At 59.4% G+C, this 20,721-nt stretch carries 22 protein-coding genes; 16 read left to right on the top strand and 6 right to left on the bottom strand.

Annotated elements, in window-relative coordinates; all coding sequences use genetic code 11:
• Positions 1-3: 3 nt before the first annotated feature.
• From pstA to J1G18_RS02515, 5 genes are all read left to right on the top strand, one after another.
• Entirely contained in the window at positions 4-1,674 is a 1,671-nt protein-coding gene (pstA, locus tag J1G18_RS02535) for a phosphate ABC transporter permease PstA (RefSeq protein ID WP_223007042.1), read from the top strand.
• 161 nt (positions 1,675-1,835) lie between these two features.
• Positions 1,836-2,669 (top strand): phosphate ABC transporter ATP-binding protein PstB, encoded by an 834-nt coding sequence (gene pstB / locus J1G18_RS02530; RefSeq protein WP_007962289.1) that lies wholly within the window; start codon positions 1,836-1,838, stop codon positions 2,667-2,669.
• Positions 2,670-2,739: 70 nt separating this feature from the next.
• Positions 2,740-3,501, top strand: coding sequence for a phosphate signaling complex protein PhoU (gene phoU / locus J1G18_RS02525; protein WP_003229617.1), 762 nt, complete (start codon positions 2,740-2,742; stop codon positions 3,499-3,501).
• A 180-nt stretch (positions 3,502-3,681) separates the two neighbouring features.
• Positions 3,682-4,641, top strand: coding sequence for a response regulator (locus J1G18_RS02520; protein WP_202369221.1), 960 nt, complete (start codon positions 3,682-3,684; stop codon positions 4,639-4,641).
• A gap of 209 nt (positions 4,642-4,850) precedes the next feature.
• Positions 4,851-5,747: a peptidoglycan DD-metalloendopeptidase family protein gene (locus tag J1G18_RS02515; RefSeq protein WP_027610372.1), complete on the top strand. Its 897-nt coding sequence runs from the start codon at positions 4,851-4,853 to the stop codon at positions 5,745-5,747.
• 186 nt (positions 5,748-5,933) lie between these two features.
• Here J1G18_RS02515 and J1G18_RS02510 read toward each other — a convergent pair whose 3' ends face one another.
• The 3 genes from J1G18_RS02510 to phoB form a co-directional block, all read right to left on the bottom strand.
• The gene (locus tag J1G18_RS02510) at positions 5,934-7,274 is read right to left on the bottom strand and encodes a hemolysin family protein (RefSeq protein ID WP_003229612.1); all 1,341 of its coding nucleotides are present in this window, start codon (positions 7,272-7,274) and stop codon (positions 5,934-5,936) included.
• 123 nt (positions 7,275-7,397) lie between these two features.
• The gene (gene phoR / locus J1G18_RS02505) at positions 7,398-8,684 is read right to left on the bottom strand and encodes a phosphate regulon sensor histidine kinase PhoR (protein WP_262415505.1); all 1,287 of its coding nucleotides are present in this window, start codon (positions 8,682-8,684) and stop codon (positions 7,398-7,400) included.
• Between the two features lie 74 nt (positions 8,685-8,758).
• A complete protein-coding gene (gene phoB / locus J1G18_RS02500) occupies positions 8,759-9,448 on the bottom strand; it encodes a phosphate regulon transcriptional regulator PhoB (RefSeq protein WP_003229608.1) in 690 nt (229 codons plus the stop codon).
• Between the two features lie 151 nt (positions 9,449-9,599).
• Between phoB and J1G18_RS02495 the strand changes: the two genes are divergently transcribed.
• Positions 9,600-9,983 (top strand): hypothetical protein, encoded by a 384-nt coding sequence (locus tag J1G18_RS02495; protein ID WP_223007040.1) that lies wholly within the window; start codon positions 9,600-9,602, stop codon positions 9,981-9,983.
• Between the two features lie 112 nt (positions 9,984-10,095).
• On the opposite strand, the gene ubiA is transcribed toward J1G18_RS02495, so the two are convergent.
• Complete coding sequence (ubiA, locus tag J1G18_RS02490) at positions 10,096-10,986, bottom strand: 4-hydroxybenzoate octaprenyltransferase (protein ID WP_134785017.1); 891 nt, start codon at positions 10,984-10,986, stop codon at positions 10,096-10,098.
• Positions 10,986-11,546 (bottom strand): chorismate--pyruvate lyase family protein, encoded by a 561-nt coding sequence (locus J1G18_RS02485; RefSeq protein ID WP_223007039.1) that lies wholly within the window; start codon positions 11,544-11,546, stop codon positions 10,986-10,988. The genes ubiA and J1G18_RS02485 overlap by 1 nt, the downstream gene beginning before the upstream one ends.
• 200 nt (positions 11,547-11,746) lie before the next feature.
• Between J1G18_RS02485 and J1G18_RS02480 the strand changes: the two genes are divergently transcribed.
• From J1G18_RS02480 to J1G18_RS02470, 3 genes are all read left to right on the top strand, one after another.
• Positions 11,747-11,914, top strand: a complete 168-nt coding sequence (locus J1G18_RS02480; protein WP_003229600.1) for a rubredoxin — start codon at positions 11,747-11,749, stop codon at positions 11,912-11,914.
• Positions 11,915-11,934: 20 nt separating this feature from the next.
• Positions 11,935-13,083, top strand: coding sequence for an NAD(P)/FAD-dependent oxidoreductase (locus J1G18_RS02475; protein WP_223007038.1), 1,149 nt, complete (start codon positions 11,935-11,937; stop codon positions 13,081-13,083).
• A 190-nt stretch (positions 13,084-13,273) separates the two neighbouring features.
• Positions 13,274-13,549, top strand: coding sequence for an HU family DNA-binding protein (locus tag J1G18_RS02470; protein ID WP_003213368.1), 276 nt, complete (start codon positions 13,274-13,276; stop codon positions 13,547-13,549).
• A 95-nt stretch (positions 13,550-13,644) separates the two neighbouring features.
• Here J1G18_RS02470 and J1G18_RS02465 read toward each other — a convergent pair whose 3' ends face one another.
• Positions 13,645-14,001 (bottom strand): hypothetical protein, encoded by a 357-nt coding sequence (locus J1G18_RS02465; RefSeq protein ID WP_223007037.1) that lies wholly within the window; start codon positions 13,999-14,001, stop codon positions 13,645-13,647.
• 752 nt (positions 14,002-14,753) lie between these two features.
• Between J1G18_RS02465 and tssA the strand changes: the two genes are divergently transcribed.
• The 7 genes from tssA to J1G18_RS02430 all read left to right on the top strand — a co-directional run bounded on the left by tssA (position 14,754) and on the right by J1G18_RS02430 (position 20,714).
• On the top strand, positions 14,754-16,316 hold the full coding sequence (tssA, locus tag J1G18_RS02460) for a type VI secretion system protein TssA (protein WP_223007036.1): 1,563 nt from the start codon (positions 14,754-14,756) through the stop codon (positions 16,314-16,316).
• Between the two features lie 32 nt (positions 16,317-16,348).
• Positions 16,349-16,852 (top strand): type VI secretion system contractile sheath small subunit, encoded by a 504-nt coding sequence (gene tssB / locus J1G18_RS02455; RefSeq protein WP_003229587.1) that lies wholly within the window; start codon positions 16,349-16,351, stop codon positions 16,850-16,852.
• A gap of 25 nt (positions 16,853-16,877) precedes the next feature.
• The gene (gene tssC / locus J1G18_RS02450) at positions 16,878-18,353 is read left to right on the top strand and encodes a type VI secretion system contractile sheath large subunit (RefSeq protein WP_003229584.1); all 1,476 of its coding nucleotides are present in this window, start codon (positions 16,878-16,880) and stop codon (positions 18,351-18,353) included.
• 9 nt (positions 18,354-18,362) lie between these two features.
• A complete protein-coding gene (gene tssE, locus J1G18_RS02445; protein WP_007920274.1) occupies positions 18,363-18,770 on the top strand; it encodes a type VI secretion system baseplate subunit TssE in 408 nt (135 codons plus the stop codon).
• Positions 18,771-18,781: 11 nt separating this feature from the next.
• Entirely contained in the window at positions 18,782-19,306 is a 525-nt protein-coding gene (locus J1G18_RS02440; protein WP_223007035.1) for a PAAR domain-containing protein, read from the top strand.
• Positions 19,307-19,318: 12 nt separating this feature from the next.
• A complete protein-coding gene (locus tag J1G18_RS02435; RefSeq protein ID WP_223007034.1) occupies positions 19,319-20,248 on the top strand; it encodes a DUF6402 family protein in 930 nt (309 codons plus the stop codon).
• A 79-nt stretch (positions 20,249-20,327) separates the two neighbouring features.
• Positions 20,328-20,714: a hypothetical protein gene (locus J1G18_RS02430; protein ID WP_223007033.1), complete on the top strand. Its 387-nt coding sequence runs from the start codon at positions 20,328-20,330 to the stop codon at positions 20,712-20,714.
• Positions 20,715-20,721: the final 7 nt, after the last annotated feature.

The following is a 20,721-nucleotide window of genomic DNA, read 5'->3' as shown; positions in this document are numbered from 1 at the left end:
TCTGTGAAACAGAACTCCCTGAATGGATGGTTCAAGAGCGGCGCCCCGGGCGTCTGGATCAGCGGTGGCGCGGTGTCCATCGCGGTCATCATGACCATTGGCCTGCTGGCGGTGATTGCCGTGCGCGGTCTGGGTCACTTCTGGCCGGCGGACCTGATCCACGCCAGCTACGACGTACCAGGCCAGGCCAATCACCTGGTCATCGGCGAAGTGGTACAGAAAGAAGAAGTGCCGCGCGCCCGCCTGAAAAGCGCCGGCCTGCCGGTGCCTGATCAGGGCCCGGAATTCATGACCCGCGAGCTGATCAAGGTCGGCAACCGTGACCTGAACGGCAACGACTTCACCTGGGTGGTCGGCGAGTGGCTGACCAACCAGACCACGCCGCCGGAACTGATGGCGATCGAGCGTCGCGAGTGGGGCAACTTCTACGGCTACCTGGTCAACGTCAAACAGGACGGCAAGGTGATCGCCGAAGGCGAAGCGGCCTGGCCTGAGCTGCAAGCGCGGATCAACCGTGTGAACGGCCTTGCTGCACAACTCAAATCGCTGGAAAAGACCGACATCGGTGCGATCAACGCAGGGCTCGAGCGCATCCGTCTGCACGGGCGCAAACTGGAACTCGACGGCAAGCTCGACGCCACCGCGCAAGCGGACATGGACGCCGAGCGTGCCGAGCTGAACGCGCGTTATCAGGACATCGAAGCGCGTCTGAGCGATCTGCATGCGCAGTTCAACCGCGACGCGCTGACTGCCCGCGATGCCAACGGCAAAGAGATCGAAATCAGTCTGGGTAAAGTGGTTCACGCCTATCAGCCGAATGCCATGGGCACGATGACCAAGATCGGTTTCTACTTCAGCAAGGTCTGGGAATTCCTTTCCGACGACCCGCGTGAAGCGAACACCGAAGGCGGGATCTTCCCGGCGATTTTCGGCACGGTAATGATGACTTTGATCATGGCGATGATCGTCACCCCGTTCGGCGTGCTGGCGGCGGTCTACCTGCGTGAATACGCCAAGCAGAACGCCCTGACCCGGATCATCCGCATCGCGGTGAACAACCTCGCCGGCGTTCCGGCGATCGTCTACGGCGTATTCGGTCTGGGCTTCTTCGTCTACGTGCTGGGTGGTTCGGTTGACCGACTGTTCTTCCCCGAAGCACTGCCGGCGCCGACGTTCGGTACTCCGGGTCTGCTCTGGGCCTCGCTGACCCTGGCGCTGCTGGCGGTGCCGGTGGTGATCGTGGCGACCGAGGAAGGTCTGGCGCGTATCCCGCGCACCGTCCGTGAAGGCTCGCTGGCGCTGGGCGCGACCAAGGCGGAAACGCTGTGGAAGATCGTCCTGCCTATGGCCAGCCCGGCGATGATGACCGGCATGATCCTCGCCGTGGCCCGCGCCGCCGGTGAAGTGGCGCCGTTGATGCTGGTGGGTGTGGTGAAACTGGCGCCGTCGCTGCCGGTGGACGGCAACTACCCGTACCTGCACCTGGACCAGAAGATCATGCACCTGGGCTTCCACATCTATGACGTCGGCTTCCAGAGCCCGAACGTCGAAGCGGCACGACCACTGGTGTACGCCACGGCGCTGCTGCTGGTGCTGGTGATCGCTACGTTGAACCTGTCGGCGGTGTGGATTCGTAACCACCTGCGTGAAAAATACAAAGCTTTGGACAGTTGATATTCCTGTGGGAGCGGGCTTGCTCGCGAAAGCGGTGGGTCAGGCGACATTGATGTCGAGTGTGCCGGCCTCTTCGCGAGCAAGCCCGCTCCCACCCTAGATTGAGTACAGCCGCACCAAGCGGCTAACCGAACCGAATTTGTTAGCACAGGGAGCCTCCCATGCAGCACGAAACACATACCCACGGCATCAACATGTCGGCCCTGGGTCGCGACAAGCAGAGCCTGAGCCTTGAGCAGGAAACCGTGGCCATCGAAGTCCCGGGCCTGAGCCTGTTCTACGGCGAGAAGCAGGCGCTGTTCGACGTCAGCATGAACATCCCGAAACAGCGCGTGACCGCGTTTATCGGCCCGTCCGGCTGCGGCAAGTCCACGCTGCTGCGTACCTTCAATCGTATGAACGACCTGGTTGACGGTTGCCGTGTCGAAGGTGCGATCAACCTGTACGGCAACAACATCTACCGCAAGGGTGAAGACGTTGCCGAGCTGCGTCGCCGCGTCGGCATGGTGTTCCAGAAGCCCAACCCGTTCCCCAAAACCATCTACGAAAACGTGGTCTACGGGCTGCGCATCCAGGGCATCAACAAGAAGCGCATTCTCGACGAAGCGGTCGAGTGGGCATTGAAAGGCGCGGCACTGTGGGACGAAGTCAAAGACCGTCTGCACGACTCGGCACTCGGCCTGTCCGGTGGTCAGCAGCAGCGTCTGGTGATCGCGCGCACCATCGCCGTTGAACCGGAAGTGTTGCTGCTCGACGAACCGTGCTCGGCCCTCGATCCGATCTCGACCCTGAAAGTCGAAGAGCTGATCTACGAGCTGAAGTCCAAGTTCACCATCGTCATCGTGACCCACAACATGCAGCAGGCCGCGCGGGTTTCCGACTACACGGCGTTCATGTACATGGGCAAACTGGTGGAATTCGGCGACACCGACACCCTGTTCACCAATCCGGCGAAGAAACAGACCGAAGACTACATCACCGGTCGTTATGGCTGACAGTTGCGGTTATTCACAGAATTGACGCTGCGGCCCACCGCACCTTACCGGACGCTCCAAGGACGCCACCATGATTAGTAAAGAAGGCCTTACCCACCACATCTCCGCGCAGTTCAACGCCGAGCTTGAGGAAGTGCGCAGCCACCTCCTGGCCATGGGCGGGCTGGTCGAGAAGCAGGTCAACGACGCGGTCACCGCGCTGATCGAGGCCGACTCTGGCCTGGCTCAGCAGGTGCGCGAGATCGACGACCAGATCAACCAGATGGAACGCAACATCGACGAAGAATGCCTGCGCATTCTTGCCCGTCGTCAGCCGGCGGCGTCCGACCTGCGGCTGATCATCAGCATCTCCAAGTCGGTGATCGATCTGGAGCGCATCGGCGACGAAGCGACCAAGATCGCCCGTCGCGCCATTCAGCTGTGCGAAGAAGGTGAAGCGCCGCGTGGTTACGTCGAGGTCCGTCACATCGGCGATCAGGTGCGCAACATGGTTCGCGATGCGCTGGACGCGTTTGCCCGCTTCGATGCCGATCTAGCCTTGTCGGTGGCGCAATACGACAAGGTCATCGACCGCGAATACAAGACCGCCCTGCGCGAGCTGGCGACCTACATGATGGAAGACCCGCGCTCTATCTCGCGGGTTCTGAGCATCATCTGGGTGCTGCGTTCGCTGGAACGCATCGGCGATCATGCGCGCAACATCTCGGAACTGGTGATCTACCTGGTGCGCGGCACCGACGTGCGTCACCTGGGCCTCAAACGCATGAAAGAAGAAGTTGAAGGTACAAGCGGCGAAACCGCTAATGTTCCGGGCAATGCTGACGATAAGTAAGATTGCCTGAGAAAAGCGCCCGGCCCTTTGGCCGGGCGTTTTTGTTTAGGGCGCCTGAATCAGGAAATCGAATTAAAAAGCAGCACCCGCGAACGAAAAGTCCCGGCGTGACTGAAGATTGTTGGCAATGTGCCATCAGTAAAAGCGGTATGCTTGCCGGGATTTTTATAGGGGTGTTGGATGAGCAAGATCAGTGTGTTGGTCGTGGACGATGCTTCGTTCATTCGTGACCTGGTGAAAAAGTGCCTGCGTAATTACTTCCCGGGGATCCGCACCGAGGACGCCGTCAACGGCAAAAAGGCCCAGGCCATGCTGGCCAGGGAAGCGTTTGACCTGGTGCTGTGCGACTGGGAAATGCCGGAAATGTCCGGCCTCGAGCTGCTGACCTGGTGCCGCGAGCAGGACAATCTCAAGACCATGCCGTTCGTCATGGTCACCAGCCGTGGCGATAAAGAGAACGTGGTACAGGCGATCCAGGCCGGGGTTTCCGGCTACGTCAGCAAGCCGTTCACCAACGAACAACTGCTGACCAAGGTCAAGCAGGCGCTGAACAAGGTTGGCAAGCTCGACACCCTGATGAACAGCGCACCGACCAAGATGAACTCGGCGTTCGGCAACGATTCCCTGAGCGCATTGACCGGCGGCAAGCCTGCCGTGGTCGGTGCTGCGCCGGCGGCCGCTGCTGCGGTCAATCCGTTTGCCAAACCGGCTGTTGTCGCGCCAACGCCAGCTGCTGCGCCGTCGCGCGGTTTGCTTAACAGCCCGCCGGTGCAGGCACCGGCTGCCTCGAAAGCGCCGGCCGGTGGTCGTGGCCAGGGCCAGTTGCGCTTGCCGAGCGGCACCCAGCAATGCGTGATCAAGGCCCTGAGCATCAAGGAAGCGCTTTTGGTGGTGAAACGCACCGACACCCTGCCGCAGATCCTCGACAGCGCCGTGCTCGATCTGGAGCAGGGCGACAACGCCGAAATCGCCCGCCTCAACGGCTACCTGCACGCCATCGTTGCCCACGAGCAAAAAGCCGACAGCGACTGGCTGCAACTGACTTTCCGTTTCGTCGACCAGGATGCGCAGAAGCTCGATTACATCTCCCGCCTGATCGCCCGCGGCACGGCGCAGAAGCACTTCGTTCCGGGCGCTTGATCCTCGTCGCCTGACACACCGCCTTCGCGAGCAAGCCCGCTCCCACCTTTGAAATGCATTCCAAGGTGGGAGCGGGCTTGCTCGCGAAGGGGTCATCACTGACGACGTCCATTTTCCAGACTGCCCAATTTGAAACATCTGTCGACTAGCCTGGTCTGTCTCAGCTGCTAGGCTCATTTCCAGGCCTTCCTTCGACAGACTCTTTGCCCATGCTCGCGCGCCTGCTGTTTTTCTGTGGTCTTTTCCTGGCCTCCACCTCGACTGTGGCCATGACCATCTACAAATCCACCGATGCCAACGGAGTGGTCTCGTACAGCGACCGGCCGAGCAAAGGCTCGCAGGTGTTCGTGTTTCAGGACCGCATGGTCGAGCACCTCGAACGTCAGGTGTACCTCGACATCAAGAAACAGAAGGGCAGCGACGTGGTGTTCGTGCGCAACGATCTGTATGCGCCGGTCGAGATTGCACTGGCGTTTACCGGCCTGAGCAATGTGCGTGGCGCTCCGGCGCAGACGATTCGCCGGGTGCTGCCGGCGCGCAGCAATACCCGGTTGGCGTTGCTGACGGCGATCAGCCGGGGTCAGCCGCTGGTGTATTCGCCGCAATTCCAGTATTCGCTGGGTGACCCCGCAGGCGCTGCGCAGAGCTATCGCTATCCGTTGCCGTGGCGGGGCGGGCCGTTCCGTCTCAGTCAGGGCGCCAACGGCCAGTACAGCCACTACGGGCCGAAGAACCGGTATGCGATGGACATCGCCATGCCAGTTGGCACGCCGATCATTGCCGCACGGGCCGGTGTGGTGGTGAAAACCGAAAATTCACAGAGCGGGCGCGGCAATGATGCGTCCGGCAATTTCGTCCGGGTGCTGCACGACGACGGCACGATGGGTGTTTACCTGCATCTCAAGCAAGGTTCGGTGAGCGTACGCGAGGGGCAGCGGGTGACGGTTGGCAGCCCGCTGGCGCTGTCCGGCAATACCGGCAATAGCAGCGGCCCGCACCTGCACTTTGTGGTGCAGCGCAATACCGGGCAGGGGCTGGTGTCGATTCCGTATCAGTTCAACCAGCCACTGGGGGCGTTGCCCAACTTTGCGTTGGGCAAACAGTAGAAGCGTTAGGGGGCCGCTGTGGAGGGGCTTTTGTGGTGAGGGGATTTATCCCCGATGGACGGCGCAGCCGTCCCAAAATCATTGAAGGCATTGAGTCAGGAGTTACGCGATTGCAGATTACAGGGCCGCTCCGCGACCCATCGGGGATAAATCCCCTCACCACAGAAGCGTCTCCCAAAACACCCATCAATCCAGCATCAACACCTTCGCCAGCACAATCTTCGGCCCTTTCATCTTCTTGATGATGATCCGCAGGCCTTCGACTTCCAGCACTTCTTCCTCTTCCGGCACTCGTTTCAGGGTCTCGTAGACCAGACCGGCGAGGGTTTCGGCTTCGATGTGATCCAGGTCGATTCCGAGCAGGCGTTCAACCTTGAACAGCGGCGTATCACCACGCACCAGCAGCTTGCCCGGCTGATACGCGAGGATCCCGCGCTCGGCCTTGCGGTGTTCGTCCTGGATGTCGCCGACCAGCACTTCCAGCACGTCTTCCATGGTCAGGTAGCCGATGATGTTGCCGTCGGCTTCTTCCACCACGGCGAAGTGCGAGCCGCCCTTGCGGAACTGCTCCAGCAGCTGCGACAGCGGCATGTGCCGCGACACGCGCTCCAGTGGACGGGTCAGTTCAGCCAGGTTGAACGACTCCGGAATGTGGTCCAGCGCCGCCAGCTCCAGCAGCAGGTCCTTGATGTGCAGCAGGCCGACGAACTCCTGACGTTCGCTGTCGTACACCGGATACCGGCTGAACTTGTGGCGACGGAACATCGCGAGGATTTCTTTCAGCGGCGCGTTGAATTCCAGGGTGATCAGGTCTTCGCGGGAGTTGGCCCAGTCGACCACTTCCAGTTCGCCCATCTCCACCGCCGAGGCCAGCACGCGCATGCCTTGGTCGCTCGGGTCCTGACCACGGCTGGAGTGCAGGATCAGTTTCAGTTCTTCGCGGCTGTAATGGTGTTCGTGGTGCGGGCCGGGTTCGCCCTGGCCGGCGATCCGCAGAATCGCGTTGGCGCTGGCATTGAGCAGGTAGATCGCCGGGTACATCGCCCAGTAGAACAGGTACAGCGGCACCGCCGTCCACAGCGACAGCAGCTCCGGTTTGCGGATCGCCCACGACTTGGGCGCCAGCTCACCGACCACGATGTGCAGGTAGGAAATGATGAAGAACGCGGTAAAGAACGAAATGCCTTTGACCACTTCCGGCGACTGCACGCCGACCGCGCTCAGCAGCGGTTCGAGAATGTGCGCGAATGCCGGCTCACCGACCCAGCCGAGGCCGAGGGAGGCGAGGGTGATACCGAGCTGACACGCCGAGAGGTACGCATCGAGCTGACTGTGTACGGTGCGCAGGATGTGCCCGCGCCAGCCGTTCTTGTCGGCGATGGCCTCGACCCGGGTCGAGCGCAGTTTGACCATGGCGAATTCCGCCGCAACGAAGAAGCCGTTGAGCAAAACCAGGATCAGAGCGAAAAGAATCATGCCGAAATCGGCGAAAATCGTAGCGAGGGACAAGCCAGGGGAAGGGTCCATGATGGAGTTTTGCAGGTTCCGTGTGATTCGTAAGAGAGAAGAAATCGCGCCTGAAAGGCAGACGCAAGTCAGCCAATGTAGCGGCTGACATGGCGATTGCCTAGTGGCGCGTGCTGGCCGGTATCACTCGGCGGCGCTGATGGCCCGTGCCTGGGCCACCTGGGCCGGGGCGAAATGGCAGGTGAACGTGCTGCCATGACCGGGCACGCTGCTGATCTCCATCCGCGCGCGATGGCGCAGCAACACGTGTTTGACGATCGCCAGACCGAGCCCGGTGCCGCCGGTGTTGGAGTTGCGGCTGGAGTCGACGCGGTAGAAACGTTCGGTCAGGCGCGGCAGGTGCTTGCTGTCGATGCCGATCCCGGAATCCTGCACGCTCAGGTGCGCGCCTTGATCGTCACCCCACCAGCGAATGCGGATGTTGCCTTCGGCCGGGGTGTATTTCACCGCGTTGAACACCAGGTTGGAGAAGGCACTGCGCAGTTCCGCCTCGCTGCCCTTGAGCAGGATTTTGCCGTCGGCTTCGAGGGTGATTTTCTGGTTTTTTTGCCCGGACAACTGCTGGGCGTCGCTCTTGATCGATTGCAGCAGGGTATCGATCTGCACCGGCTGGTTGTCCGACGGGTAGTCGGTGGCTTCCAGCTTCGCCAGCAACAGCAGGTCATTGAGCAGCGTCTGCATGCGCCCGCCCTGTTGCTGCATCTGTTGCAGCGCGCGGCTCCAGCGCGGGTTCACTTCCTCGACATTGTCGAGCAGGGTTTCCAGGTAGCCGCAGATCACCGTCAGCGGCGTGCGCAGTTCGTGGGAGACGTTGGCAATGAAGTCTTTGCGCATCTGTTCCAGCTGATGGATGCGCGTGACGTCGCGCACCAGCATCAGGTGTTCGTTGTTGCCGTAGCGCGTCAGGTACAGCTGAATGCGCACCCGATCATTGGTCGGCGAAGGGATTTCCAGCGGTTCGGCGTAGCTTTCCTGCTCGAAGTATTCCTTGAAGCGCGGATGCCGTACCAGGTTGGTCACCGGTTGGCCGCTGTCCTGCGGGGTCTTGAGGCCGAGCAGGGTTTCGGCGGCGCGGTTCCACCATTCCAGGTTGCCGTCGCTGTCGAGCATGATCACCGCGTCTTTGAGCGCGGCGGTGGACTCCTGCACCCGGTCGATCACCGCTTGCAGGCGCCCGCGCACCCGTTGGTCGCGGCGTTGCAGGTGGTAGATGCTGTCGAACACCTCGCCCCACAGGCCATAGCCGTCGGGCGGTGCTTCATCGGGTTGGTGCAGGCGCAGCCATTCGTGCAGACGCAGCAGTTGCTTGAGCGTCCAGGCCAGGTAAATGCCCAGGCCGGCAGCGAGGCTCCAGCCGTAATAGCCGGTGATCAGGCCGATCACCAGACACGCTGTGACCAGCAACAGCATGTGGCGAATCAGGGTGCCATGCCAGTTTTGATTCACGGAAAATACGGTCCTTGTCAGCGAGTCTGGCGGTCGGATCAGGCCTTGGTGGAAAACCGGTAGCCGGTGCCGCGCACGGTTTGTACCAGATTTTCGTAGGCGTCGCCGAGGGCCTTGCGCAGGCGACGGATGTGCACGTCGACGGTGCGCTCTTCAACATAGACGTTGCCGCCCCAGACCTGATCCAGCAACTGCCCGCGCGTGTAGGCGCGTTCCTGGTGGGTCATGAAGAATTGCAGCAGACGGTATTCGGTCGGGCCCATCTCGGCCGGACGGCCGTCGATGGTTACGCGGTGGCTGATCGGGTCGAGCAGCAGGCCGCCGACTTCGATTGGCGCTTCGCCATCGGTCGGGCCGGCGCGGCGCAGCACAGCCTTGAGGCGTGCGACCAGTTCGCGTGGAGAAAACGGTTTGGTGATGTAGTCGTCGGCGCCGACTTCAAGACCCTGAATCTTGTTGTCCTCTTCGCCCTTGGCGGTGAGCATGATGATCGGGATGTCCCCGGTCAGCTCGTCACGCTTGAGGCGGCGGGCCAGTTCGATGCCGGAGGTGCCGGGCAGCATCCAGTCGAGCAGGATCAGGTCTGGTTTGCGGTCAACGATGATGGCGTGTGCCTGCTGCGAGTTCTCCGCCTCGAGGCAGTCATAGCCGGCCATTTCCAACGCAACGGCGATCATTTCGCGAATGGGCGCTTCGTCGTCGACGATCAGAATGCTCCTGCCAACCATGCCTTAATCCTCTTGTCATTTAACTGTCTTGCGCCGCATTAGATAACGGAATTATTGCAGTCGTGTGACAGTATTTTAGTCGCCCGGCGGTTGGCGTGATCCTGGACTAAGCTCTAAGTCCGAATCCTGACAACCACAAAAGAAGGTTTCCATGACTCAAATGACTGCTTCTTTCAAAGCTCTGCTGATGGCTGCTGCCGTTGCTTTACCGACCATGGCGTTTGCTGCTGAGCCAGCGATGGAGAAGGACGGCATATTTACCGATCACAAGGGCATGACCCTGTATACCTTTGCCAAAGACTCTGCGGGCAAGTCCATGTGCAACGACAAGTGTGCGGCGAACTGGCCACCGCTAATGGCTACGGCCGGCGACAAGTCCATGGGCGACTGGACCGTGATCAAGCGCGATGACGGCAAGATGCAATGGGCTTACGAGGGCAAACCGCTGTACACCTTCGTCATGGACAAGAAGGCTGGTGACATGACCGGTGAGGGCAAAATGGACGGCGCCTGGCACGTCGCCAAGGCCAAGTAAACGCAAATCCCCTGTGGGAGCGGGCTTGCTCGCGAAAGCGGTGTGTCAGTTGACGAAGAGGCCACTGGCAAAACGCTTTCGCGAGCAAGCCCGCTCCCACAGGTTTTGTGGATCAACGCAGCGCGTAATCCAGCACAATCCCGACGAAAATCGCCAACCCGGCCCAGTGGTTGTGCAAAAACGCCTTGAAGCAACGCATCCGGTCGCGATCACGGGTGTACCAGAACTCCCACGCATAGCATCCAGCGGCCACCAACAGGCCGAGATGGAACCAGATGCCCAGCTCGAACTTCGACCCGGCCAGCAACAGGCAGCCCAGCGACAGCGCCTGCAACGTCAGGATGATCACCCGATCCGCATCGCCGAACAGAATCGCCGTGGATTTCACGCCGATCTTCAGGTCGTCGTCACGATCGGTCATCGCGTAATAGGTGTCGTAACCCACCGTCCACAGCAGATTGGCGATCCACAGCAGCCAGGCGGCGGCGGGCACGGCGCCGGTTTCGGCGGTGAATGCCATCGGCATGCCCCACGAGAACGCTGCGCCCAATACCACTTGCGGGTAATAGGTGTAGCGCTTCATGAACGGGTAGGTGAATGCCAGCGCCAGGCCGCCCAGCGACAGCCAGATGGTCGGCGCATTGGTGCACAGCACCAGCAGGAAGCTCACGCCCATCAGCAGCGCGAAGAACACCAGCGCCTCTTTCGAACTGATCTTGCCGCTGGCCAGCGGTCGTTGCGCGGTGCGTTTAACGTGGCCGTCGACCTTGCGATCGGCCCAGTCGTTGATCACACAGCCACCGGCGCGGGTCAGCACCACACCGAGGACGAAAATCACAATGTTGGCCAGCGACGGCGAGCCCTTACCGGCAATCCATAGCGCCCACAGCGTCGGCCACAGCAGCAAGTAAATGCCGATCGGCTTGTCCATGCGCGTCAGCTGAATGAAATCCCAGGCGCGCGGGTTCAAGCGGTTCAGGGATTTGAGCAGGCTCTGGTACATCAGCAGTTCTCCGGATGGGCGCGGGCGGCGCTCCACAACGTCGGCAGGAAAATCTCCGCCACCAGTACGCTCAAGGCGCCACGGTCGAAACGCGAGCGCCGGCCCCACAGCTCGGGCGCGCGGCAGGCTGGCGGCAACCAGTCTTGCGGGTAGTGACAGACCTCGATGGCGCGGCGCTGGAAGGCGTGGTCGCAAAACAGCAGTTCGCCCAGCGAGCGGCTGCCCAGTTCGTCCATGTGCAGGCCGTCGCCTTGCAGGGCGACGCGTGACGCCACGCTACGGGCGAACACCCAGGCCTCGCCGTAACCGCGCAGATACACCTCGCGCACCCAGCCTTCGCTGCCTTCGGCCAGATCCAGCGCCGCGCATTCGTCGCTGCGCAAAGTGTCCCAGCCTTCGAACAACGGTGTGACGCTGAAGCCGTCATTCGACAGCCGCGTCAGGCGGCGGGTCAGCGAGCCTTCGTCGAACAACCAGTTCAGGGTCAACGAATCGGGAAGGGACGTCAGTCGGCTTTGAGTCAGCCAGAGCGGGGTCGGGCAGGCATTTGAATGTTGCACAATGAGTCATTATTGGCCGCAAATGAGGCGGCGAGCTTAACATGGCGTGCTGCGAATTTGATGGATCCGGGGCGCCGTTGCGCCGAACAGGCTTGCATCTGCCCGGCACCCTCAGTACAAAACGCCCTGAGCCGGATGGCAGCGCTCCCACCATCGACCGTCCGCGCCGACAAAAGCCTGAATCCTGAGGAAGTACCTGAATGAAAAAGTGGCAATGCATCGTCTGCGGCCTGATCTACAACGAAGCTGACGGTTGGCCGGATGACGGCATCGCGCCGGGCACCCTGTGGCAGGACGTGCCGGAAGACTGGCTGTGCCCGGACTGCGGCGTGGGCAAGTCGGACTTCGAAATGATCGAAATCAACTGAGAAAAACCAAGGAGTAAGGCATGAACGCACCTGTCGTAATCGTCGGCACCGGGCTTGCGGGTTACAACCTGGCCCGGGAGTTTCGCAAACTCGATGGCGAAACCCCGCTGCTGCTGATTACCGCCGATGACGGGCGCTCTTACTCCAAGCCGATGCTCTCCACCGGTTTCGGCAAGAACAAGGACGCCGATGGCCTGAGCATGGCCGAACCCGGCGCCATGGCCGAGCAATTGAAGGCCGAAGTGCGCACCCACACGCGCATCAGCGGCATCGACGCCGGCCACAAGCGCCTGTGGATCGGCGAAGAAGCGGTGTACTACCGCGATCTGATCCTCGCCTGGGGTGCGGAAACCGTGCGAGTGCCGATCGAAGGTGACGGTGCTGATCTGGTGTTCCCGATCAACGATCTCGAAGATTACGCGCGCTTTCGTGCAGCCGCTGCGGGCAAGCGCCGCGTGTTGCTGCTGGGCGCCGGGCTGATCGGCTGTGAATTCGCCAACGACCTGATCCTCGGCGGCTACGAGGTGCAACTGGTGGCGCCGTGCGAGCAAGTGATGCCGATGCTGCTGCACCCGGCCGCTGCGGCCGCCGTGCAGGCCGGGCTGGAAAGCCTGGGCGCGCGTTTTCACCTCGGCCCGGTGCTGAACCGCCTGCAAAAAGTCGCAGACGGGCTGGAAGCGCATCTGTCCGACGGGCAGGTGATTGCCTGCGATGTGGTGGTGTCGGCCATCGGCCTGCGCCCGCGCATCGATCTGGCCGCGGCGGCCGGGGTGCAGGTCAATCGCGGTGTCGTAGTCGACCGGTATCTGAAGACGTCCCACGCCAATATTTACGCCTTGGGCGACTGTGCCGAGGTCGATGGGCTGAATTTGTTGTACGTGATGCCCCTCATGAGCTGTGCGCGTGCGCTGGCACAAACCCTGGCCGGCAATCCGACGGCCGTGAGTTACGGCCCGATGCCGATCACGGTGAAAACTCCGGTGTGCCCGTTGGTCGTTTCGCCACCGCCACGGGGCAGCGAAGGCGTCTGGACCGTTGAAGGGCAGGGCGCCGACATCAAGGCCCTGTGCCACAGTGCCGATGGTCAGTTGCTCGGCTATGCACTGACCGGTGCGGCGGTGATGGAAAAACTTGCTCTGAACAAACAGCTTCCGCCCCTGCTGGCGTAAATACCGGTCGTTCTGTCGGAATCACCCCGCTTTTGCCCCTACAAAGGTCGCGGGGAGACTGGCGCCGCCGGTATCCGCGTGCCATCCTCACTCCCGTCTGCCGCAGAGTAGAGCCTGCGGCGCCTTGGGCGCTGTTCCAACGAGAACAGCACGGACATAACAACAAAAAACCGTCAAAGGGGCTTCACTAATGCGTAAACCAGAACTCGCCGCTGCAATCGCTGAAAAAGCGGATCTGACCAAAGAACAGGCCAACCGCGTTCTCAACGCCGTCCTCGAAGAAATCACCGGCGCTCTGCACCGCAAGGACAGCGTCACGCTGGTGGGCTTCGGCACCTTCCTGCAACGCCACCGCGGCGCCCGCACCGGCAAGAACCCGCAAACCGGTGAGCCGGTGAAGATCAAGGCCAGCAACACCGTGGCATTCAAGCCAGGCAAGTCGTTGAAAGACAGCGTCAATCCTTAAATTGCGGCGAACTCCCTGAGAAGTGGGATAACTGCAATAAAAAATGGGCACACCGATTGCGGTCGGGTGCCCATTTTTTGTGCCTGCCAATCGGCTTATTGACGCCGGAAGCAGGCCTTGCCGTTGCCGAAATCCACGGCCAGACAGTTCGGTTCGATCGCCAGTTGCAGATCCTGAAACAGGCCGGACAAATCGCTGTTCGACGCCGGTTGGGTATCGCTCTTCAGCGTCACGGTGTTGTTTTGCATCTGCCAGGTGCCCTTGGCAAAGCCGTTAGCGCTGCCATATGCCACGCCTGCGTCAAACGTGCCGTCCTTGCGCAGCAGCAATTCGGCGCCCATTTCCATTGCGCCGGTCAGATAGTAATGACCGTCCAGTGGCGGGGTGTCCGCTGACGCTTGAGTTGTTGGCAACCAAATAAGTGCTGCAAAAAATATGGCTTTCAATTCCATGAGGTAAAGCTCCTTGGCGGCTCCGGGCTCGGGAGCCGAATGAGATGCAGGCTTCGGACCGTGGCTCAACAGTCAGCCGGTCTGGTTGACATTGCCGGTCGAAAAGAATTTACCAAGGCAAGCTGGCAACGTGGGAAATAAAACGATGTAAGAATTATCCCTGACATTTGTCAGAGTATTTTCGGCGTGGAAGTGTTGCGTAAGTGGTGGAAATGACTGTTGGATCGCACTTCGATAATTATTGAGTTGGCACTGAAGTACAGCATTCACGAGATGAATAAAGTTTCAGAAAAATGAATTGCCATCAAATTGATGGCACTTTTTTTGTTGAGCGTTGTCGCCGCTGAATTGTTTGTAATTCCAGCGGGTTCTCGGAAAAATCCTACTTCTATTTTTTTCGAGAGTTGTCATGCTGGCCCCCGTGTAATAGGACGGATGTTCGACGCGATTCGCGCAGGCTGGATCGGGCCGCTCTGGATCAAGGGTTCTGAGGGCGCAGGGCAAATGTTCACAATATAAATCGCCATCAGGGATTCCCCTGCCACATATAGGGCGATCTCCTACACGGCCCAATGAACACTTCGTCTTGTTGTTTAACCAGATGCTTGCTAGTGGCCATCATAGTGATTACGATGCGCCCACTTGAAAGAGCACATCTCAATTGGATGAGTCGCTTCACTGCTCTTCGATACTGTCCCGCGCCGCGGCAACTCCAATAGGCGCATGACTGTAATCCTAATTAAAGGCCATGGATGTCCTACTCAAGCAAACTTTCCGCCCATTACCTCGAACTCGCAAAAGTCTCTGTTTCCAAAGAGAATTTCGCGGGCGAAGACGTTCGTTTTTCGAGCGAATTCGAGGCGCTGGAAAGCGAGCTGGCCAAAGCCTCGTCGATGCACGAAAGCGGGCAGATCGACTGGCTGAAAATCCGTGAAAACAGCGAAAATCTGCTGCGTACCCAATCCAAGGATTTACGCGTCGGCGCCTGGCTGACCTGGTCGTTGTACCAGCGTGAATCCTTCCCCGGGCTGCTGGCCGGCCTCGGTCTGCTGCACCATCTGTCGGAAAACCACTGGGCCGACGTTCACCCGCTCAAACCGCGCACCCGTGCCGCCGCCATCGGCTGGCTGGTGCCGCGTCTGGAGCAGGTACTCACCGAAAACATTGCGATCAAGGAACAGCTGCCGATGTTCCGGCAACTGTCCGAGCATCTGGCCGGCCTCGATGCCGCATGCACCGAGCACCTGGGCGATGACGCACCGCTGCTGCTGCCGCTCTCGCGTCGCCTGAAAACCATGATCCAGCGTGCCGCCGACAATCAGCCGGCCCCCGGTGTGGTGGGTGCAGCAGTGGCGCAGGTCAAGCAGGCCGCGAGCCAGTTGCTGACCCCCGGCGCACCGATCGATAACGAAAAAGATGCCTACAAGGCTTTGCGCGCGCAGCAGGAAAGCGCGCGTCCGTTGTGTGCCTGGTGGCTCAAGCAGAAGGCCACCGACCTGCGCGCCCTGCGCCTGAACCGCACTTTGCTCTGGCTGCCGATCGACGCGGTGCCCGAACGCAACGCTGAGCAGATCACCGTGCTGCGCGGTCTGCCGGTGGACAAACTCAAGCAGTATCAGGATCGCTTCGATCAGGGCAAATACGCCGACCTGCTGGTGGAACTGGAGGCGAGCCTGGCGAAGGCGCCGTTCTGGTTCGATGGCCAGAGGATGGTCTGGGAATGTCTCCAGAACCTCAACGCCGAGATGGCAATGCGCGAAGTGGAAATCCACTTCGCGCTTTTGGTTCAGCGCCTGCCCGGCATCATCGAATGTCGTTTCCATGACGGCGCGCCGTTTGCCGATCCGTCCACCCGGGCGTGGATCGCCGGCAATGTCATGCCGCACCTGCAGAGCGCCAGCGCGCCGCGCAAGGTCGAAACCGACGACGTCGAAACCCAGCCCGCCTGGGAAAAGGCCCTGCAGGACGTGCTGCCGCTGCTGCGCAAAGAAGGCCTCAAGCCTGCCGTGCAAATCCTCAAGCAGGGGCTGCAGTCGGCCCACGGTGGCCGCGAGCGGTTCTTCTGGCAGTTCGCCCTCGCCCGGCTGTGCTTCATGGCCAAGAAGTACGAACTGGCCAAGAACCAGCTCGAAACCCTCGATCAGACATTACAGGACTCAGGCCTGCACGCCTGGGAGCCCGATCTTGCATTGGAAGTGCTGCACCTGCTGCACAGTTGCTGCGAGTTGTTGCCGCAGAACCATGCAGTGCGTGAACGCAAGGAAGAGATTTATCGCAGGCTGTGCCACCTCGATCTCGAAGTGGTACTCGAATAGGCCCCAGGGCCACAACCGCAAGGAGAAAAGCCATGGCCAAAGAAGGCTCGGTAGCCCCCAAGGAACGCATCAACGTCACCTTCAAACCCGCCACCGGCGGTGCTCAGGAAGAGATTGAACTGCCGCTGAAGCTGCTGGCAATCGGTGACTACACCCACCGCAAGGACGATCGCAAAATCGAAGATCGCAAGCCGATCAGCATCGACAAGATGACCTTCGACGAAGTGTTGGCCAAGCAAGAGCTGGGTCTGACGCTGAGCGTGCCGAACCGTCTGCAGGAAGATGGCGAGGCCGACGAGCTGGCTGTGCAACTGCGCGTCAATTCGATGAAGGACTTCAACCCGGCCAGCCTGGTCGAGCAAGTGCCTGAGCTGAAAAAACTGATGGAACTGCGCGATGCGCTGGTGGCCCTCAAAGGCCCGCTGGGTAACGCACCTGCGTTCCGTAAAGCGATCGAAGGCGTGCTCGCCGACGACGAATCCCGCGGTCGCGTACTCGGTGAGCTGGGCCTGAACGCCGCAGCCCCGGACGCCTGAGACTCCAGCCAAGGAAGCCAACACAATGAGCACTAGCGCAGCACAAGAGAAGAGCGCCGAAAGCGGCGAATACAGCATTCTCGACAGCATCATCGCCGAAACCCGTCTGACTCCGGACGACGAAGCCTACGACATCGCCAAGCGTGGCGTGTCGGCGTTCATCGAAGAACTGCTCAAGCCGCAGAACAACGGTGAACCGGTCAAGAAGGCCATGGTTGACCGCATGATCGCCGAGATCGATGCCAAGCTCAGCCGTCAGATGGACGAGATCCTGCACCACCCGGATTTCCAGGCACTGGAATCGTCGTGGCGTGGCCTGCAGTTGCTGGTGGACCGCACCAACTTCCGCGAAAACATCAAGATCGAAATCCTCAACGTCTCCAAAGAAGACCTGCTGGACGATTTCGAAGACTCGCCGGAAGTCATGCAGTCGGGCCTGTACAAGCACATCTACACCGCTGAATACGGCCAGTTCGGTGGTCAGCCGGTGGGTGCGATCATCGCCAACTACTTCATGTCCCCAAGCTCGCCGGACGTGAAACTGATGCAGTACGTGGCCAGCGTTTCGTGCATGTCCCACGCGCCGTTCATCGCTGCCGCCGGCCCGAAATTCTTCGGTCTGGAAAGCTTCACCGGCCTGCCGGATCTGAAAGATCTGAAAGACCACTTCGAAGGCCCGCAATTCGCCAAATGGCAGAGCTTCCGTACTTCGGAAGACTCCCGCTACGTCGGCCTGACCGTGCCGCGTTTCCTGCTGCGTAACCCGTACGATCCGGAAGAAAACCCGGTCAAATCGTTCGTGTACAAGGAAACCGTTGCCAACAGCCACGAGCACTACCTGTGGGGCAACACCGCGTTCGCGTTCGGCACCAAGCTGACCGACAGCTTCGCCAAATTCCGCTGGTGCCCGAACATCATCGGTCCACAGAGCGGTGGCGCGGTTGAAGACCTGCCGTTGCACCACTTCGAAAGCATGGGCGAAATCGAAACCAAGATCCCGACCGAGGTTCTGGTCTCCGACCGTCGTGAATACGAACTGGCCGAGGAAGGCTTCATCTCCCTGACCATGCGCAAAGGCTCCGACAACGCGGCGTTCTTCTCCGCGAGTTCGGTGCAGAAGCCGAAGTTCTTCGGCATCAGTGCAGAAGGCAAGGCGGCAGAGCTGAACTACAAGCTCGGCACCCAACTGCCGTACATGATGATCGTCAACCGCCTGGCTCACTACTTGAAAGTGCTGCAGCGCGAGCAACTCGGTTCGTGGAAAGAGCGTACCGACCTCGAGCTGGAACTGAACAAGTGGATCCGCCAGTACGTCGCCGACCAGGAAAACCCGAGCGCCGAAGTCCGTGGCCGTCGTCCGCTGCGCGCTGCGCAAGTGATCGTCAGCGACGTTGAAGGCGAGCCGGGCTGGTACCGCGTGAGCTTGAACGTGCGTCCGCACTTCAAGTACATGGGTGCCGATTTCACCCTGTCGCTGGTTGGCAAGCTGGACAAAGAGTAAGAGCGACTCATGGACGGATACGGCAGCCTGTTCGAGCGCCTCAACGGCGACGCGCAACTACGCAAGGGCAACAGCCTTGAGGCTTGTGCCATGGCGTCAGTGGCTGCCCATCTGGCCAAAATGCTCAGCACCCGGGCCGGCAGCGTGCAAACGCTGGCCGACTACGGGTTGCCCGATCTCAATGACATGCGTCTGAGCCTGCACGACTCCCTGAGTCAGGCCCGTCTGGCCATCGAAAACTTCATCGAAGCCTACGAGCCGCGCCTGAGCAACGTGCGTGTCATTTCCCTGCCGCGTGACCACGACCAGCTACGGCTGGCCTTCAGCATCGAAGGCCTGCTGGAAGTCGAGGGTTTCAAGCGTCAGGTCAGTTTTTCCGCGCGCCTGGATGGCAGCGGTCAAGTGAAGGTCACCTAAGGAGATTCCCGATGTCTGGCAAACCCGCAGCACGCGTATCCGACCCCACCGCTTGCCCACTTCCTGGCCACGGTACCAACCCGATCGCCGCCGGTTCCGGCGACGTGTTCTTCGACGGCCTCGCGGCCGCCCGCCAAGGCGATGCCTCGGCGTGTGGTGGTGCGTTGGTTGGCGATCTGGCGACCACGGTTTTGATCAATGGCAAACCAGCTGCGACCGTAGGTTCGGTTGGTTCTCACGGCAATAAAGTCACGGCAGGTTCCGGGACGGTGATTATCGGTAATTCGCACTCGCCGGCGCCGTTTGTGCCGCCGTTACCGGTGGAGATCAAATGGCCGTTTAACGAGCACTACGTCATCAATTGTCAGGACTCCGGGAAGCCCCTGGCGGGAGTGGCATACAGTTTCAAAACCGCCTCGGGGAAAGTTATCAGTGGCGTCACGGGAGCCGACGGGAAGACGCAAAAAATCTCGTCCTCTGTAGCGGAGTCCTATGAGTTGATTATTGAACAGCAATCTGAAGTCGTAATTGGATAAAAGGATTTTGTTATGGCGGATACGAAAATAGCATCAAGTCTGACGCCGGCCAGTAACCAAACTGGTAAGTCTGCAGCTGTCCGTCAATTCAAAATCACAGATATACCTGATGCGATGGATAAGATGAAGTGGCCAGTTGCTGCGAAGCTGATGCGCCATTGGTTTGATGGCAAGCCATGGCCAACTGCCGATGGTGCGATGAGTAAAGAGGTCAAAGACCATATTGCTCTTGCTGACATCGCCTACGTAAATGACACCATCGTAAAAATGGCCTGGTTGGAAAAGTTTGAACCTGCGAAAGCTGTCATTGAAGAGCTTAAGTCAGCCTGGGATAATCCTGCAGGCCGCAATAATATAAGCAAGAAGATTAAAGATAAGTATCTTGGCTCGGCGCCGGGTGTCTATCCTTTTAAGTTTGCGAGCGCCAGGAAGGTTGAAGAGTTTGGATACAGTAATAATCGAGCAGTTAAATTCGGTCTAATAGAGAAGACTGATGAATTGCGAGCTGCGCTGGCAAACTTTAACGTCCGTGTATTTCCAGAAGGAAAGCTGGTTATTTCCGTAGACAGCATTCAACTGTTTGTAGAGCGAATTGGGTTTTACGCTGAGGATGCCTATGACTTCAATGACGCACCGGATGACAATTTCAGTCAGCCATTGGGGTTCTGGAACTTCGATGGTATAGCCAACCCGGCCTATGCGGCCACTGCAAATGCCGGTGCGGCGCAGATGAAGTCAGACATCGCTTCAAATCCCTATATCAGTGCAGAAGATTCTCAGGCGATGTTTCGGGAAATAGAGAACTCGCGTTATTTCTATATTACGAATTCTCATTTTGTAAAATATCGGACGGAATTTAAAAAAGGCGGTGATTTCCAGGTTTTGTCTGATGTTCAATATCAGAATGTTCCCGTGACAGTTATTAATGTTTGGAATAAATGATGCGCATTTTCTGCTCATATACAATCGCTGTCGAAGTGGGTGTGGCGAAAGAATGACTACGCTTAAAAGGAAATGGCTAGTGCCTATCAGTTTGCTCTTGGCGTTGATTGCATTGATCGTTTATTGCGTAAGCGCAATGCTAGGGTATCCTGCAAGTACAACTACAGCTAGCCCCTCGGGTCGCTACACAATTGAGAATGTGCGTGTCGGCAGGATCTTCATGCTTGGCGGTATGGCGTATTTAAGAGTTGTCGACTCAAAAGAACCAGGAAAGGTATATCGAACCCCACTGTATGATACTCAGTCATTGGATATGCGCACATTCGAAGATGATACTGAAGTTGGAATTACTTGGATCGCCTTCGAAAAGAAAGATAAGACTTTTATAATCTCCATGCCGCAATGGGAAGAAAGTTGGCTGAATATTTTCATCAGTAATACACCCTACGAGATTCTGGAAAATTGATAGCAGT

It is taken from the genome of Pseudomonas sp. MIS38, from assembly GCF_019891575.1.
GTDB lineage: Bacteria > Pseudomonadota > Gammaproteobacteria > Pseudomonadales > Pseudomonadaceae > Aquipseudomonas > Aquipseudomonas putida_A.
This window is presented reverse-complemented; position numbering and strand designations above follow the sequence as displayed.

Coding starts and splice junctions, on each gene's coding strand:
- phoU (WP_003229617.1), top strand. CDS start 2,740: ATGATTAGTAAAGAAGGCCTTACCCACCACATCTCCGCGCAGTTCAAC.
- J1G18_RS02495 (WP_223007040.1), top strand. CDS start 9,600: ATGACTCAAATGACTGCTTCTTTCAAAGCTCTGCTGATGGCTGCTGCC.
- ubiA (WP_134785017.1), bottom strand. CDS start 10,986: ATGTACCAGAGCCTGCTCAAATCCCTGAACCGCTTGAACCCGCGCGCC.
- tssB (WP_003229587.1), top strand. CDS start 16,349: ATGGCCAAAGAAGGCTCGGTAGCCCCCAAGGAACGCATCAACGTCACC.
- pstB (WP_007962289.1), top strand. CDS start 1,836: ATGCAGCACGAAACACATACCCACGGCATCAACATGTCGGCCCTGGGT.
- phoB (WP_003229608.1), bottom strand. CDS start 9,448: ATGGTTGGCAGGAGCATTCTGATCGTCGACGACGAAGCGCCCATTCGC.
- J1G18_RS02440 (WP_223007035.1), top strand. CDS start 18,782: ATGTCTGGCAAACCCGCAGCACGCGTATCCGACCCCACCGCTTGCCCA.
- J1G18_RS02465 (WP_223007037.1), bottom strand. CDS start 14,001: ATGGAATTGAAAGCCATATTTTTTGCAGCACTTATTTGGTTGCCAACA.
- J1G18_RS02520 (WP_202369221.1), top strand. CDS start 3,682: ATGAGCAAGATCAGTGTGTTGGTCGTGGACGATGCTTCGTTCATTCGT.
- J1G18_RS02435 (WP_223007034.1), top strand. CDS start 19,319: ATGGCGGATACGAAAATAGCATCAAGTCTGACGCCGGCCAGTAACCAA.
- J1G18_RS02480 (WP_003229600.1), top strand. CDS start 11,747: ATGAAAAAGTGGCAATGCATCGTCTGCGGCCTGATCTACAACGAAGCT.
- phoR (WP_262415505.1), bottom strand. CDS start 8,684: ATGCTGTTGCTGGTCACAGCGTGTCTGGTGATCGGCCTGATCACCGGC.
- tssA (WP_223007036.1), top strand. CDS start 14,754: ATGTCCTACTCAAGCAAACTTTCCGCCCATTACCTCGAACTCGCAAAA.
- tssE (WP_007920274.1), top strand. CDS start 18,363: ATGGACGGATACGGCAGCCTGTTCGAGCGCCTCAACGGCGACGCGCAA.
- J1G18_RS02475 (WP_223007038.1), top strand. CDS start 11,935: ATGAACGCACCTGTCGTAATCGTCGGCACCGGGCTTGCGGGTTACAAC.
- tssC (WP_003229584.1), top strand. CDS start 16,878: ATGAGCACTAGCGCAGCACAAGAGAAGAGCGCCGAAAGCGGCGAATAC.
- J1G18_RS02510 (WP_003229612.1), bottom strand. CDS start 7,274: ATGGACCCTTCCCCTGGCTTGTCCCTCGCTACGATTTTCGCCGATTTC.
- J1G18_RS02470 (WP_003213368.1), top strand. CDS start 13,274: ATGCGTAAACCAGAACTCGCCGCTGCAATCGCTGAAAAAGCGGATCTG.
- J1G18_RS02515 (WP_027610372.1), top strand. CDS start 4,851: ATGCTCGCGCGCCTGCTGTTTTTCTGTGGTCTTTTCCTGGCCTCCACC.